The organism is Halalkalibacter sp. HAAS-P014 (assembly GCF_056619965.1).
On the sequence record NZ_JBWQTV010000017.1, the window covers coordinates 41,127 to 55,229 of the forward strand.

Consider the following 14,103-nt stretch of genomic DNA (forward strand, 5'->3'; position numbering starts at 1 on the left):
TATATTTAAATACAAAATAGTAATAGGAGTGAATGAAAAATGACCAAAAAAACAATGGGTATTCACCACATTACAGCAATTGTAGGGCATCCACAAGAAAATGTAGATTTTTATGCAGGTGTTTTAGGATTACGTTTGGTTAAAAAGACAGTCAATTTTGATGATCCAGGTACGTACCATTTGTATTTTGGTGATGAAGGCGGAAAACCGGGAACAATCATTACATTTTTTCCGTGGGCAAATGCTTATCAAGGAAAAATTGGTGATGGTCAAGTTGGGGTCACTTCCTATGTAGTACCAAAAGGTGCTATGGCATTTTGGGAAAAGAGACTTGAGAAATTTAAGGTTGCCTTTACAAAAATGGAGCGTTTTGGAGAGACTTATCTAGAATTTGATGATCCACATGGACTTCATTTGGAAATAGTGGAAAGAGAAGAAGGGGAAATCAATACTTGGGAATTTGGAGACGTGAAACCAGAGGTGGCCATTAAAGGATTTGGTGGTGCAACTTTACTATCAAAGAATCCACAAAAAACGGCAGAAGTGCTTGAAAACATTATGGGGCTAGAAAAAGTAGCAGAAGAGGGAGACTTTATCCGATTCAAATCGACAAGTGATATCGGCAACCTGATTGATCTTAAATTAAGTACAATCGGCAGTGGATCAATGGGTGTTGGCACGGTTCACCACATTGCGTGGAGAGCTAGTGATGATGAAGATCAACTTGATTGGAAACAACATGTTGAAAGTTTTGGGTTAGGAGTTACTCCTGTTCAGGATCGAAACTATTTTAATGCCATTTACTTTAAGGAATACGGCGATATTCTTTTTGAGATTGCAACAGACCCACCAGGATTTGCGCATGATGAATCACAAAAGACTATGGGAGAAAAATTGATGCTACCTAATCAATATGAACCACATAGAGAAAAGATTGAATCGATTGTGCTTCCATTTGAAGTAAGAGAGTTAGATTAATTTCATGAAAGGAATGAATGCTTTGATTGCAATTGATCCCTTGAACCAAACAGAAAGAGATAATTATAAATTTTTAATAGGAAGTATCATTCCAAGGCCAATCGCATTTGTCACCACAATTGTGGAGGATGGGACTATAAACGGGGCACCATTTAGTTATTTTAATATTGCCTCGTCTAATCCGCCGATGGTTTCATTAGCGATTCAACGTTCTGGAGGAAAGCAAAAAGATACAGCAAGAAACATTTTAGATATGAGAGAATTTGTCATTCATATTGTCGATGAACAAAATGTTGAGCAAATTAATCAAACAGCTGCAAACCTTCCTCCAGACCAAAGTGAAATTGAAATAGCTAAGTAACGCCAATTGATAGTGTGAAAATATCAGTTACTGGTATTAATGAAGCGAAAGTTCGCATGGAGTGTACGTTAGAACATTCCTTAGAATTAGGTGAAGGGGATTCTACTGGGTGTGATTTTATTATAGGAAAAGTAGTTCAATTTCACATTGAAGAGGAGATTTATGAAAACGGAAGGATTGATCCAAAAGGGTTAGGGGCCGTTAGCCGATTGGCCGGTTTTAACTACGCCCAAATTGGCGAGATTTTCTCGATTGAAAGACCAAAGTAATTTTATTCTTTAGTATAGGGGGATCTAGATGTTAAAAACGGCAGGAATTCATCACATATCAGTGATGGTTAACGATGCACAAAGAAACATTGACTTTTATTCTGGAATACTAGGGTTAAGACTGGTTAAGAGGACAATTAATTTTGATCGACCAGAGGTCTATCATCTCTATTTTGGGAATGAGACAGGTAAACCTGGTACGGTTATCACGTTTTTCCCATGGGCTAACCAGCTAAAGGGACGGATTGGTACAGGACAAGTGGGTGTTTTTAGTTTTATGATCCCGTATGGTTCAACCACATTTTGGGAAAGACGTTTAAAGAATTTTGGAATTGAGTTTTCTACATCAACGCGCTTTGGCGAAGAGTACGTGAGTTTTAAAGATCCTGATGGTCTACATACTGAATTAGTGGAAAAGAAAGATGGACCAGTAAACAAATGGAATTTTGACGATATCACTTCAGATGTAGCCATTAACGGATTTGGCGGAGCTACGCTCATTTCACGACAGCCTAATAAAACAGCAGACGTACTTGAAAATATCTTAGGCCTAACGTGTCTTGGTCAGGAAGATGGTTTTCTAAGATTTCAGTCTGATGCACAAGTTGGAAACGTGGTTGACATTAAGCTCACTCCTGATGTAAGGGGCCTAATGGGAGCTGGAACGGTTCACCATCTTGCATGGAGAGCTAAGGACGAAGAAGAGCTTCAGCAATGGAGATCGCTTCTTATTAATAAGGGATATAACCCTACTGAAATTCTTGACCGTAACTACTTTAAAGCTCTTTATTTTCATGAAGAAGGTGGGATTCTCTTTGAAATAGCTACAGATCCCCCTGGCTTTACGGTTGATGAGCCATTGGATAAGCTCGGAGAAACACTTATGCTGCCTACTTGGTTTGAATCAAAACGAGAAGAATTAGAAGAGAGCTTACCACCTATTGAGGTTCGCATTTTAGAAAGGGGATAAAAAATAATGAAACACATTTTTCAAAAAGGGAAAGATTCAGCAAAACCAACATTATTATTGCTTCATGGTACAGGAGGAAATGAACTAGACCTGATGCCTCTTGCTGGAAGAATTGATGAAGATGCATCTATTTTAAGTGTTAGAGGAAATATTTTAGAAAATGGAATGCCGCGGTTCTTTAGAAGATTAGCTGAAGGATTATTTGATGAAGAAGATCTAATTTTCCGTACTTATGAGTTGAATCAATTTCTAGATGAAGCGGCAAAACAGTATGATTTTGACCGAGATAACATCATTGCTATTGGATACTCAAACGGTGCTAATATAGCGGCAAGTTTACTATTTCACTATCAAAATGCCCTAAAAGCTGCTATTCTTCATCATCCAATGGTACCAAGAAGAGGAATTGAACTTCCCGATTTATCAGGAAAATCTGTGTTTATTGCCGCTGGAACAAATGATCCAATTTGTTCACCAGAAGAATCAACTGAACTACATTCTATATTAGAAAAGGCAAATGCAAAAGTAGAGCTCCATTGGGAGGATAGAGGTCATCAGTTGACCCCGAGTGAGGTAGAAGCAGCAAGAAAATGGTATCTAACACTTTGATCTGACCAGGTTAAGATTTTCAGGGTTTTTCTTAGAGAAACCACAACACCTAGATTACTGTCTAAAGTTAAAATGATTTAAATCGTGTACAGAATTGAGTGGTCATGATGAATTTACTTACTCAACCTACACTGAGTAAAAGTGTAGTAGATCTTATTTGGGATAATACAAATGATGCTATTTTTATTCTAGATTATGATGGGTCAGTATTGAATACAAATCCTGCTTTTAAGGACATGATTGGGTGGGACTTGAAGGAATTAAGTGGAATAGGGTTTCCACCATTCATTGTCAATATGACCGTAGAAGAGCATCAGATTCTATTACAGGGATTAAAGAAAGGTCAAAGTTTTCCTTATGAGGTTGTGAAACGAAAAAATAGGGATGGGACAATACTAGATGTTTTAGCTTCTTATTGGTCGGTCAATAAAGATAATATTCTAGCAATTGGAATGTATAAAGACTTTACGGAGCAAATGATGACTCAACGGAAGCTAGAAGAAAGTGAATACTGTTATCGAACTCTTATTGAGTATTTGCCCGAATCCGTCATAAAGCAACGTAACAATAAAATTGAATTTGTGAACTCATCAGGCGTTGAATTTTTAGGAAAGAGAAAGCAAGAGGACATTATAGGGTGTTCAATTTGGGAGTTTATATCAAGTGAAAGAAAAAAGGATATTCAACAGATTATAGAAACAGTCTATGATGATCATAATCAATGGAAACCTGCTGAAGCAATCGTTGACAAATTTACTCGATATGACGGAAAGGAAGTATGGGTGGAAGTAAAAGTGATCCCAATTGGAAGCAAAGAGCAACCAGATATACAAATCGTATTTCGCGATGTCACTGAAAAGAAAGTATATGAATCACAATTAGAACATCTAGCCTATCATGATTCGTTAACAGGACTGAAAAATAGAAGAATATTTACTGAAATTGTTACCGATTCACTTGAATTAGCGAAAGAAGCGAATGAAAAATTAGCCATTATGTATATTGACATTGATAAGTTTAAATCAGTAAATGATACGTATGGTCATGATGTCGGAGATCAATTACTTCAGCGGTTTGCAAAAAGGTTAAAATCGGGTGTCCGGGACAGTGATGTTCTTTGTCGTGTGGGTGGTGATGAATTCCTAGTTTTACTAAGGGGGATTAATGAGATACAGGAAATTGTCAATATTGCAGAAAGGTTAATTTCATCATTTCAACAAACTTATGAAATTGACAATTTAAAGCTTCATGTTAGCGCTAGTGTTGGGGTGGCGGTTTTCCCCGAGGATAGTCTAGAGTATAGAAAATTAATCTATCAGGCAGATCGAGCATTGTATCTGGCTAAAAAAGAAAGAAATCAGTTTAAATTTTCGAGTGAAAAATATACAGGGTTTAACAGATTACTATTATTTTAAACGGTTGAAGTTATTATACATTTGGTAAGGAAAATGATTTTTTGAAAAAAATATATTGAATTCGTAATATATTAAATGGTACTATACTAAACAGAAATATAAAATCAAAAAATATCGGAGGAAAAAATGATGTTAAACAAAAACGAAATTGGATCTTTATTATTACGAGTAGTGTTAGGGCTTGTATTTTTAGGAAATGGTGCTGCAAAGTTTCAAGGTGGTATAGAAAATATAGTAGGATGGTTTGACAGTATTGGTTTACCTGGAGGACTTGCGTATGTTGTGGCTATCATTGAATTAGTTGGTGGTATTGCTCTAATTTTAGGTTTAGGAACACGCATTGCAGCTGTATTGATTGGACTAGTAATGATTGGAGCCATTTTTACAGTTAATTTAGCAAACGGCTTTTTAAATGGTTATGCTTTTGATTTAGTATTACTAGTTGTTGCAGCACATCTAGCGTTAAATGGTAGTAAGTTGTATTCTTTAGGTCAATTATTCTATAAAAATGAAAATCAATCAAAATCCTTTGCAAAATCAGCTTAATTATCTCGAAATAGAGAAAAGCTAATTAGAGGTAAACGGCGTGTTTTGAAATCACAGGGTAAAGAACATTTGAACATTGAAGATGGTTATCTTCAGTGGAGGTGGTTCTTATAAATCAATTATATAAATAGAAGGGTGTTTTAGCTATTATGGGTATTTTAGAAAAATTATTTGGGAAAACAAAGGAGTCGAATGATATGTCAAACGTAAAATTAGCAGTTATTTATTACAGTATGGGTGGAACGAACTATCAACTAGCAAAGTGGGCTGAAGAAGGTGCGAAAGAACTAGGTGCAGAGGTTAAAGTATTAAAGATACCTGAACTTGCTCCACAATCAGTCATTGATGAAAATGAAGGATGGAAAGCACATGTTGAATCAACGAAAGATGTGCCTGAAGTAACGTTAGATGACCTTGAATGGGCAGACGCAATTGTGTTTAGTGTACCAACACGTTTTGGTAACATGCCAGCACAAATGAAGCAATTCCTTGATACAACAGGGGGCCTATGGTTTAACGGGAAACTTGTAAACAAAGTGGTTAGTGCGATGACTTCAGCGCAAAACTCGCACGGTGGTCAAGAAGCAACAATCTTAAATCTCTATACATCGATGCATCACTGGGGTGCCATTATTGCATCGCCTGGTTACACAGATCCAGTTCAGTTTACATCAGGTGGAAACCCATATGGAGTAAGTGTGACAGTCGGCCAAGATGGCAAAATGATTGAGGACGTAGAGGCAGCTGTTAAACATCAAGCGAAGCGTACAGTTACTGTAGCTGAATGGGTGAAAAAAGCAAATCAATAATAAAAAAATGAGCCAATCAAAGTATATTTGATTGGCTCATTTTAATTAACCAGAGGCTCCTAGCCAAATTAAAAGAGATCATTTCAATAAGAACGTTACAGCTACATAAACCAGATCGACTCTTATCTTCTGACAAGAGTGGATCCAATCACAATATTCATTAAGTTAAATTGAACTTTTGTTCATAATTATATGCTACCTGAAGCAATTGCTTTTCTGTCCATGGCTTCCCAATTATTTGCAAAGAAATTGGAAGGTTATCCTTATCTACTCCTACTGGCATTGCTAGTGCTGGATGTCCAGTTAAGTTTAGAGGACAAGTATTGTGAACATTAGCAACAGCTCGCTTGGTCCATTCTTGTTCACTTATATTCTCATCTAATAATTCTAGATGCTTTATTGGAATGGTTGGTGTAAGTAGAATATCAAACTTATTAAGTAAGTCATCAAGTTGTTCTCGTAGTACATTTCTTAAATTTTGGGCTTTGGCAAAATACGTATTGTAATAATTTCTTCTTAAATATTTCCCCATGATTAAATTCATTTTTACAATTGGAGGGAAATGGTCACTTTCAAGTTTTCTTGTTTTCCCAAAGTAATCTGCAAACTCGGGAATGGCCATTCCTTTATGCCAATAACCTTGTTCTTCTGATTCGATCATGGCTGAAACAGAATGAGTGGTTAGTGTAAGCCATATGGGAAGAGCATGTTTCCACATCGGTAAGCTAATTTCTTCGACAGTAACACCTAGACTCTTTAGTTGTTCAACAGACTTGTGAACCCCGTCAATTACTTCAGGGTCGGCAAATTCCCAATCAAAAGCTTCTTTTATAATGGCTGCTTTAATCCCTTCTGTACCTGTATTTAATGATTCTGTATAGTTGTCTGTATGGATAGGGCCTCGAACCCATTGGGGATCTCTTGGGTCATCGCCAGCGATTGCTTCCAATAGTAAAGCTAAATCACTTACCGTTTTAGTGACAGGACAGATAAAATCTAATGTGTGATCCATGTGGAAAATACCGAAAGATGGTACTAAACCATGGGTAGGTTTAATAGAGTAGACTCCTGTCCATGCAGCTGGCATTCGGGCGCTCCCTGCATTATCAATTGCTAGAGTCATATCAACTTCGTCTGTTACTAATACTGCTCCACTTGCAGATGAAGATCCTCCTGGTGAGTACTTGGGATTGATTGGGTTTTTAACTTGACCAAATGAACTAGTGTCGGAGGTGCCATTAAAAGACATGTCATCTTGGTTTAGCTTGCCAACAATCGTAGCGCCTTCATTCAGTAAACGTTCAGTTACAACTGCATCATAGTCTGGAATGAAACTAGTGAATGCACGGGATCCATTTGTCATAGGAACGCCAGCAACGGCAATATTATCTTTCACAGCGATCTTTTTCCCTGCTAGTTTCCCTTTGGTTGCTCCTTTTACCTTACATTTTCTTATAAATAAGTTATAGGGATCTTCTTCTACATCAGGTCGATATCCAGGATCACGATCTGTCCATTTGATTTTATATTTAGGTTGAGGCATTTCGTCTATTGAATCGATCATGTCTAATCCATCAGCAATCAAGTCTTTATAAATTAGTGCCTCTTCATCAGAAAGTTTCATATAATCTAATTCGGCCAATTCTACTATTTCATTTACATCAGGTTTACGGATAAAACCTCGTATTCGTTTTCTCGTCATTGCTATTTCTCCTTCCTTAACATGATGACAGACATGGTGATACATGATATAGCAACACCAACAAACGCTAATAGAAATTCTACTAAGAGAAAATTCGCTGATACCATAATAGAAACACTTCCTTTTTGGTGATTTATTGAGCTATATTTGATTTTTCGATAAATGTTTCTAATTTTATATGTTGAGGTTTTTGGATATTACTAATCGTTAAGCAAACTATTATTGAAACAAAGAATGAACCCCAAACCGATACAAAGGAGTAAGGATCACCTAAGCCAAAACCGTTAAACCAAAGAATTTGACCGATCACAATCCCACATATACCCCCATAGAAAGCACCGTCGTTTGTAATTTTCCCGCTGTAAATACCTGCTAATAAAGGGAAAACAAGTGCCATGTGGAAAATAGCAATCCATACTAATATATAGAGTAACGAAATAGGTAGTAAGGATACGAGACAGGCCATGACGATAACGATTGAACTAATAATTCTAGCCATTCTAATCATTTTCGCTTGGTCTTTTGATTCATAACCTAGCTTTTTAAAGACATCTACTATCAGCATAGCTGAGATAGCATTTACATCTCCACTTCCTGTAGAGGCAATAGCACCTAATATCATTAAGAAGAATAGGATAGCCATCCAGGTATATGTTGTAGCCATAGTTGGTGCGATTGCAGAAGGATCAGCAAAGGTAGGACCATAAACGGCAAGGCCTGCCAATCCTAAAAAGGATGCTAAAATAGGGAATGGGAACCACCCTATACTTGATATAAGAAATGCTTTTCTTTCCATTTTTGGTTTTAAGGCAAGTGTACGTTGCCAATAACTTTGATTAAGAAGTAACATAGATGCTGCTGATGCAACAAATCCAATAAAGAACAATAAACCAGGTGTGAAGAATGGATTCAGAAGCTCTGGGTTTATTTCGTAAACTCTACTGTGGATATTTTCAATCCCTATAGAAAAAACGATAGTCGGAACAATCAATAATAATGTAACGGCAACTAATATTAATTGAAGGAAACTTGTAATGAACGTTCCCCATGCTCCAGAAACAACGGCATAAATAGAAAAGGTAACTGCTGCTATAACAACGGCCCAGCCGTATGAAATATCAGAAATGGCGCTTAATGTTAAAGCAGTACCTCTTATACAGACCATTAAGCTAAAGCATGAAGTAAAAATAGCGACAGTTAGATATAAAATATGGCTTTTCTTTCCGTATCGACGGTTAATGAATTCAGGCATCGTTGTACCTAGATTGAATACCTGTTTGATTCGTTTAGAGAAAATTCCGAAAATTAATAAACCAATTGCACCCCCAACGGCATATCCGAAGGTTCCATTTACCCCGAATATAAAACCATACTCTGCAGATGCCATTAAACTTACAGCCCATAACCAAGCAGCAATAATTGAAGAACTCCCCAAGCCAAGGGAAACATTCCTACCAGCTACAAGGTAATCATCAAGACTATTAATTTTTTTTGCAGCCCCAAAGTAAGAAAAGGCAATCATGGCTAGAGTGAATAAGGAAGCAACTAATATCACCGTAAAAACAGACATGTGTTTTCCTCCTTTACCTAAAAGATTTATTTTAATTACAAAAGAAAGATAGATAATACTTTTTTACAAAGTAAGAGGGCTTTTGTTATTTCATTTACATCCCCACTTCCTTTAGAAAATTTGTGTTAATTAATATATATCATACTTTTCTGAATAATTAGATATAGATACTTTTTATACCCCCCTATATTACAATCATAATAAGGCTTGTTGTTTGGATTATTATTAGAACTAATATAGATAAACAAGGGAGGAGTGTAATTATGAATCTAGAGGGGTTAAAGTCATTTTTAGCTGTTGCAAAAATGAAAAGTATATCAAAAGCTGCGTTGCTACTCCATGTAACACAACCAACATTAAGTATGAGAATCCAAAAAATGGAGGAAGGGTTGGGGTTCCCTTTACTTGAAAGGAATTGGGAAGGGGTGAAGCTAACGAAACAAGGATATTATTTCTTGCCCTATGCAATTCAACTTCTGCAGAATATTGATAACGCTTCATCCGTTCTACAAGGGTATGTAGGGGAAAAGAAAACATCTTATGAAGAAGTTACGAGTCAATCTCAACGTCTACATATTGGAATTGATGAATGGTTAGTCGAATTATGTATTAATCCAGTAACGGATATTCTACGTACCCAATATCCGGATGTGAAATATAAAATAGTCGTTAAACCAACACAAACAATCTGGAATTTACTTGAATATAGCGGGTTGCATTTGGGTGTTTTTTACAATAATGAACAAAGACAAATTTTTGAAACAGTACCCTTGGTAGAAGATGAATTAGTTCTCCTATATTGTGATGACAGTCCATATCGTATTGAAGATGATTTAAGTAATACAAGTTTACTAGAGGATCAAAAATTTGTCTTATTCGATAACCCTGTATTAACGTATCATAGCGACACAACAAAGTTAATTATCGATACTCTATCTATCGAAAAATTCCATGTAGTGGATAATATTAATGTGATGTTAAATATAATTGCTAATGGCGATGGTTATACGATTCTGCCTAAATCAGGTGTTTACTCCGAGCTAACGAAATTTTCATATCCTATCCGGGTAATACCTGTAGGAACAAAATTTCCAGCAGCTAGGATAGACTTTGCTCAAACTCAGTCAGATATTTTCAAAGATCCGGTTCAAAGTATTAGGAAGGAATTAGAGTCTTACTTTAAGCTTGAGTATTGTAAAGTGAATTTGCATAGGAATGCTTGAGTTTATTTTGATTATTGATGTTGAATCTATTTTTTCTAGAGCATCGGGTGAAAACTCCTTTGAAATAGATGGGAGATCTAGAGTAGAAGGGGGTTCTGTGTTAAGGGGGCAGGCGCTTTTACTCCTAGTACAGTGATACTAATTAGCAATCTTTGTTATATCTAAAAAAACTAGCAAATTACTAGCGCACCAGAGGAGATGCAAGCATGTTCAATAAAATCTTTCTTTCTAGAACCCCATGCTATGGGGATTGTCCTGTATTTGATGTGGAAGTTCATCATGATGGCACTGTTAAATGGCGCGGGGAAATGTATGTTGCTCGTTTAGGTGAAATAGAATTTAAAATTACCAACAATAAGATTAAAAAATTAGAAGAGTTATTGGAAGATTTCGATTTTCGCTCATTCACCTATCCAGAACCGGATTTGTTTGCGACAGATCAGCCTTCCTGTGCTACACGTGTAATCTTCCAAGATGGATTTGATAAGAAAGTCGATCACTATTTAGGGGAGGATGCAACATATTTATCAGGGCAAAAACATTCGCTTCACAATCTTAAAAAATTTGAAAAAAGAATTGAACAAATAATAGGGTTACGAAGATATATTAAACACCCTCCATTCTATTTTTTTTATTTAAAATCAGAGAATTATGAATGTATAGTATCCGCTCCTAACCAAAAAGAAGCAATTAGCTTGGCAGAAACCGATTATGAGGCTACTAACTGGGATGTGAACAGGATTGGTAAAGACATAACGGGAGGAATAGTTCCTTATGTTGTGATGGATAAAAAAGTTTTGGATAATATTAAATGAGGGGTTTTTTTAAAAAATGATAAAAAGCCCTTACTAAGAGTTGTTTTTTCTTAATAAAGACTTTGTAAATAAAGGAATTATTGTAAATCAGCTACAAGACGACCTTTTACTTCACCTTGTTTTAGTCGTTCTAAACCAATATCGATTTTTTCAAAGGTAGTTGTCGATAAAGCTGGGTCAAGCTCACCTGTTGCCATTAGTTCGTAAACGCCGGCTAAATCATCTACGCCTCCACCCATTGAACCTAATAGTTGTACATGTTTTAAAATTAGTGAATTCGTATTGATTTCAGATTGTAAACGTCCCATACCAACCTGAACAACACGACCATGATCAGCTACAACATCAATAGCACCTGCTGTTGTAGTACCAAAACCAGCAAAGTCTACGATTAAATTTAAGCCGACATCTGCAAGTTCTCTAATATCAGAAACTACTTTTTTAACACCAAGTGATTCAGCTAATGGCCAAACATCTTGTTTAACTTCTGCTGCGTATACTTCCGCCCCTTTTAGTGCAGCAATACGAGCACCGATTTGTCCAAGACCACCAATACCGATTATACCCACTTTTTCACCTGGTTTGATTTGACCTACTGTAACAACTGCATGATGGGCAACATTACCAGAATCTGTACCTGCAGCAGCTTTGATGAAGTCAACTGAATTAGGAATTTTCACAGCTACATCAGATGGAATCGATATTTTTTCTGCATATGCCCCATTACGGTAATATCCAATATTGGAAGGAGGACCAGAAGGAATTCCTACACGATCGCCAACTTTCACATTTGATACACCTTCACCAATTGCGGATACGACACCGGCAGCTTCATGTCCTAGTACGACTGGTAGATTTGGAAAATTAACAATCCAATCTGGGTCTTCAAGCGCTGATACATCTGAATGACACAAACCAGAAGCTTTTATATCAACCACAACTTCCCCTTTTTCTGGAGTGGGGTCTGGTATTTCAGTTAGTTCTAATGGTTGATTTGTACCTTTAAAAATCCATGCTTTCATTAAAATCTCTCCCCTGTTATCGTTTTATTCTTTTATGCAAAATAAGTGTAAAATATAATCAAAGTCCTTTCAAATTGAAAAAAGCGAAACTAGACAATTCCTGATAAAGTGTCTAAGAAAAGTTATAAGAGGTGAGATGATGCCAGAGTTTCAATTTTTGGATAAGCGCGTGCAAAAAACGAAACAAGATCTATACAGCGCTTTTTTTGAATTACTAAAACAGAAAAAGTATGTAAAGATTACGATCAAAGATATTATTGAATTTGCGGGATGTAGTCGAGGAACATTTTATACACATTATAATAATAGAGATGATTTATTAAATGATATTATTCAATTCCTATTTAAAGAAATGACTAAGGCATATCGTAGTTCATATATAAATAAAAAGTCGATTAATATACAAAGCTTAGTAGACGAGCCACTAAATTTATTAAATCATTTTATAAGGTATGGAGAATATTATCAATTATTACTTGGTGATGCTGTTCAAATTAATTTTCGCGAGAGAATAACCAATTTAATCATCAATTTATACCTGAAGGAATTTGATATTATAAGCACATCAGATAAGAAAAAAGTAGAAGTGATTTTATTGAAACGTTATTGTGCATATGGATTAGCTGGTTTAATTTTGGATTGGATAATAGATGATTTTCCCATCGAACCAAAAAAATTTTCAATAGAGCTAGTGAAGACTTTTCAATATTCACTCGGCACAGTACAAATTAAGAAATGACGTTGGTAAAATAAAAATACTTTTCAGTAATTTTAATTTTAACAAGACCAGCTAATAGTAGTTGAAGTGTTACTCCATTAAAGGGCGCGTTTATCTCATAACGCGACTTTTTTGTTTAGGGTGCTAATGTTGAATATGCACGTCGAAAAAATAGCAGATCCATTTACTACACAGTACAACCATACTATTTAATATAAAATCCACAATTTGCGAGTTTATAATTACTAGAACACCAGAGGAGATGCAAGCATGTTCAACAAAATCTTTCTTTCTAGAACTCCATGCTATGGGGATTGTCCCGTATTTGATGTGGAAGTTCATCATGATGGCACTGTTAAATGGCGTGGGGAAATGTATGTTGCTCGTTTAGGTGAAATAGAATTTAAAATTACCAACAATAAGATTCAAAAATTAGAAGAGTTATTGGAAGAGTTCGATTTTCGCTCATTCACCTATCCAGAACCGGATTTGTTTGCGACAGATCAGCCCTCCTGCGTTACACGTGTAATCTTCCAAGATGGGTTTGATAAGAACGTCGATCACTATTTAGGGGAGGATGCAACATATTTAGTAGGGCAAAAACATTCGCTTCACAATCTTAAAAAATTTGAAAAAAGACTTGAACAAATAATAGGGTTACGAAAATATATTAAACACCCTCGATTCTATTTTTTTTATTTGAAATCAGAGAATTATGAATGTGTAGTATCTGCTCCTAACCAAAAAGAAGCAATTGGTTTGGCAGAAACCGATTATGAGGCTACTAATTGGGATGTGAACAGGATTGGTAAAGACATAACGGGAGGAATAGTTCCTTATGTTGTGATGGATAAAAAAGTTTTGGATAATATTAAATGAGGGGTTCTTTTTTAAATTAGCTAATAATGAGGGCGATTAAAATGAATTCAAGAATTGGTTAGAAAACAATAAAAAACTAAGTCCAAGCTCAGTAAATAAATATGCTAATGCTATTGATACTCTATCTTCTGAACTGAATAAGTTATATGAGAGTAGAAGGGAAAGGCTTATAAATAGTGGGATTGATATTAGTATTGATGAGATCTATAGATTTTAT

Annotated in this window: 13 protein-coding genes and 1 pseudogene; 11 read left to right on the plus strand and 3 right to left on the minus strand. The window is 35.8% G+C overall.

What is annotated here, in order from left to right:
- Positions 1-39 precede the first annotated feature (39 nt).
- From AC1FXZ_RS14395 to wrbA, 7 genes and pseudogenes are all read left to right on the plus strand, one after another.
- Positions 40-978 (plus strand): ring-cleaving dioxygenase, encoded by a 939-nt coding sequence (locus AC1FXZ_RS14395; protein ID WP_480054817.1) that lies wholly within the window; start codon positions 40-42, stop codon positions 976-978.
- A 22-nt stretch (positions 979-1,000) separates the two neighbouring features.
- Positions 1,001-1,608 (plus strand): annotated as a pseudogene (locus tag AC1FXZ_RS14400) (flavin reductase family protein).
- Between the two features lie 28 nt (positions 1,609-1,636).
- Positions 1,637-2,578, plus strand: a complete 942-nt coding sequence (locus AC1FXZ_RS14405) for a ring-cleaving dioxygenase (protein WP_480054819.1) — start codon at positions 1,637-1,639, stop codon at positions 2,576-2,578.
- Positions 2,579-2,584: 6 nt separating this feature from the next.
- Complete coding sequence (locus tag AC1FXZ_RS14410) at positions 2,585-3,187, plus strand: alpha/beta hydrolase (protein ID WP_480054821.1); 603 nt, start codon at positions 2,585-2,587, stop codon at positions 3,185-3,187.
- 107 nt (positions 3,188-3,294) lie between these two features.
- On the plus strand, positions 3,295-4,602 hold the full coding sequence (locus AC1FXZ_RS14415) for a diguanylate cyclase domain-containing protein (RefSeq protein WP_480054823.1): 1,308 nt from the start codon (positions 3,295-3,297) through the stop codon (positions 4,600-4,602).
- A gap of 129 nt (positions 4,603-4,731) precedes the next feature.
- Positions 4,732-5,148 carry a DoxX family protein gene (locus AC1FXZ_RS14420; protein WP_480054825.1) on the plus strand — a complete coding sequence of 139 codons (417 nt, stop codon included), beginning with the start codon at positions 4,732-4,734 and terminating at the stop codon, positions 5,146-5,148.
- A gap of 149 nt (positions 5,149-5,297) precedes the next feature.
- Entirely contained in the window at positions 5,298-5,957 is a 660-nt protein-coding gene (gene wrbA / locus AC1FXZ_RS14425; RefSeq protein ID WP_480054827.1) for an NAD(P)H:quinone oxidoreductase, read from the plus strand.
- A gap of 160 nt (positions 5,958-6,117) precedes the next feature.
- Here the strand turns inward: wrbA and AC1FXZ_RS14430 are convergent, their stop codons facing one another.
- Both AC1FXZ_RS14430 and AC1FXZ_RS14435 read right to left on the minus strand, forming a co-directional pair.
- Positions 6,118-7,659 carry an amidase family protein gene (locus tag AC1FXZ_RS14430; protein WP_480054829.1) on the minus strand — a complete coding sequence of 514 codons (1,542 nt, stop codon included), beginning with the start codon at positions 7,657-7,659 and terminating at the stop codon, positions 6,118-6,120.
- 133 nt (positions 7,660-7,792) lie between these two features.
- Positions 7,793-9,229, minus strand: a complete 1,437-nt coding sequence (locus AC1FXZ_RS14435; protein WP_480054831.1) for a sodium:solute symporter family transporter — start codon at positions 9,227-9,229, stop codon at positions 7,793-7,795.
- Positions 9,230-9,492: 263 nt separating this feature from the next.
- On the opposite strand from AC1FXZ_RS14435, the gene AC1FXZ_RS14440 reads away from it, so the two are divergent.
- Both AC1FXZ_RS14440 and AC1FXZ_RS14445 read left to right on the plus strand, forming a co-directional pair.
- Positions 9,493-10,452: a LysR family transcriptional regulator gene (locus AC1FXZ_RS14440; protein WP_480054833.1), complete on the plus strand. Its 960-nt coding sequence runs from the start codon at positions 9,493-9,495 to the stop codon at positions 10,450-10,452.
- 206 nt (positions 10,453-10,658) lie between these two features.
- Positions 10,659-11,267, plus strand: a complete 609-nt coding sequence (locus AC1FXZ_RS14445) for a DUF6438 domain-containing protein (protein WP_480054835.1) — start codon at positions 10,659-10,661, stop codon at positions 11,265-11,267.
- A 77-nt stretch (positions 11,268-11,344) separates the two neighbouring features.
- Here the strand turns inward: AC1FXZ_RS14445 and AC1FXZ_RS14450 are convergent, their stop codons facing one another.
- Positions 11,345-12,289: a zinc-binding dehydrogenase gene (locus AC1FXZ_RS14450; RefSeq protein WP_480054837.1), complete on the minus strand. Its 945-nt coding sequence runs from the start codon at positions 12,287-12,289 to the stop codon at positions 11,345-11,347.
- Between the two features lie 139 nt (positions 12,290-12,428).
- Here AC1FXZ_RS14450 and AC1FXZ_RS14455 point away from each other — a divergent pair, with 139 nt between their 5' ends.
- Together AC1FXZ_RS14455 and AC1FXZ_RS14460 are read left to right on the plus strand one after the other, a co-directional pair.
- The gene (locus AC1FXZ_RS14455) at positions 12,429-13,028 is read left to right on the plus strand and encodes a TetR/AcrR family transcriptional regulator (RefSeq protein WP_480054839.1); all 600 of its coding nucleotides are present in this window, start codon (positions 12,429-12,431) and stop codon (positions 13,026-13,028) included.
- A 249-nt stretch (positions 13,029-13,277) separates the two neighbouring features.
- Positions 13,278-13,886 (plus strand): DUF6438 domain-containing protein, encoded by a 609-nt coding sequence (locus AC1FXZ_RS14460; protein WP_480054841.1) that lies wholly within the window; start codon positions 13,278-13,280, stop codon positions 13,884-13,886.
- The last annotated feature ends 217 nt before the right edge of the window (positions 13,887-14,103 follow it).

Coding starts and splice junctions, on each gene's coding strand:
- AC1FXZ_RS14395 (WP_480054817.1), top strand. CDS start 40: ATGACCAAAAAAACAATGGGTATTCACCACATTACAGCAATTGTAGGG.
- AC1FXZ_RS14405 (WP_480054819.1), top strand. CDS start 1,637: ATGTTAAAAACGGCAGGAATTCATCACATATCAGTGATGGTTAACGAT.
- AC1FXZ_RS14410 (WP_480054821.1), top strand. CDS start 2,585: ATGAAACACATTTTTCAAAAAGGGAAAGATTCAGCAAAACCAACATTA.
- AC1FXZ_RS14415 (WP_480054823.1), top strand. CDS start 3,295: ATGAATTTACTTACTCAACCTACACTGAGTAAAAGTGTAGTAGATCTT.
- AC1FXZ_RS14420 (WP_480054825.1), top strand. CDS start 4,732: ATGTTAAACAAAAACGAAATTGGATCTTTATTATTACGAGTAGTGTTA.
- wrbA (WP_480054827.1), top strand. CDS start 5,298: ATGGGTATTTTAGAAAAATTATTTGGGAAAACAAAGGAGTCGAATGAT.
- AC1FXZ_RS14430 (WP_480054829.1), bottom strand. CDS start 7,659: ATGACGAGAAAACGAATACGAGGTTTTATCCGTAAACCTGATGTAAAT.
- AC1FXZ_RS14435 (WP_480054831.1), bottom strand. CDS start 9,229: ATGTCTGTTTTTACGGTGATATTAGTTGCTTCCTTATTCACTCTAGCC.
- AC1FXZ_RS14440 (WP_480054833.1), top strand. CDS start 9,493: ATGAATCTAGAGGGGTTAAAGTCATTTTTAGCTGTTGCAAAAATGAAA.
- AC1FXZ_RS14445 (WP_480054835.1), top strand. CDS start 10,659: ATGTTCAATAAAATCTTTCTTTCTAGAACCCCATGCTATGGGGATTGT.
- AC1FXZ_RS14450 (WP_480054837.1), bottom strand. CDS start 12,289: ATGAAAGCATGGATTTTTAAAGGTACAAATCAACCATTAGAACTAACT.
- AC1FXZ_RS14455 (WP_480054839.1), top strand. CDS start 12,429: ATGCCAGAGTTTCAATTTTTGGATAAGCGCGTGCAAAAAACGAAACAA.
- AC1FXZ_RS14460 (WP_480054841.1), top strand. CDS start 13,278: ATGTTCAACAAAATCTTTCTTTCTAGAACTCCATGCTATGGGGATTGT.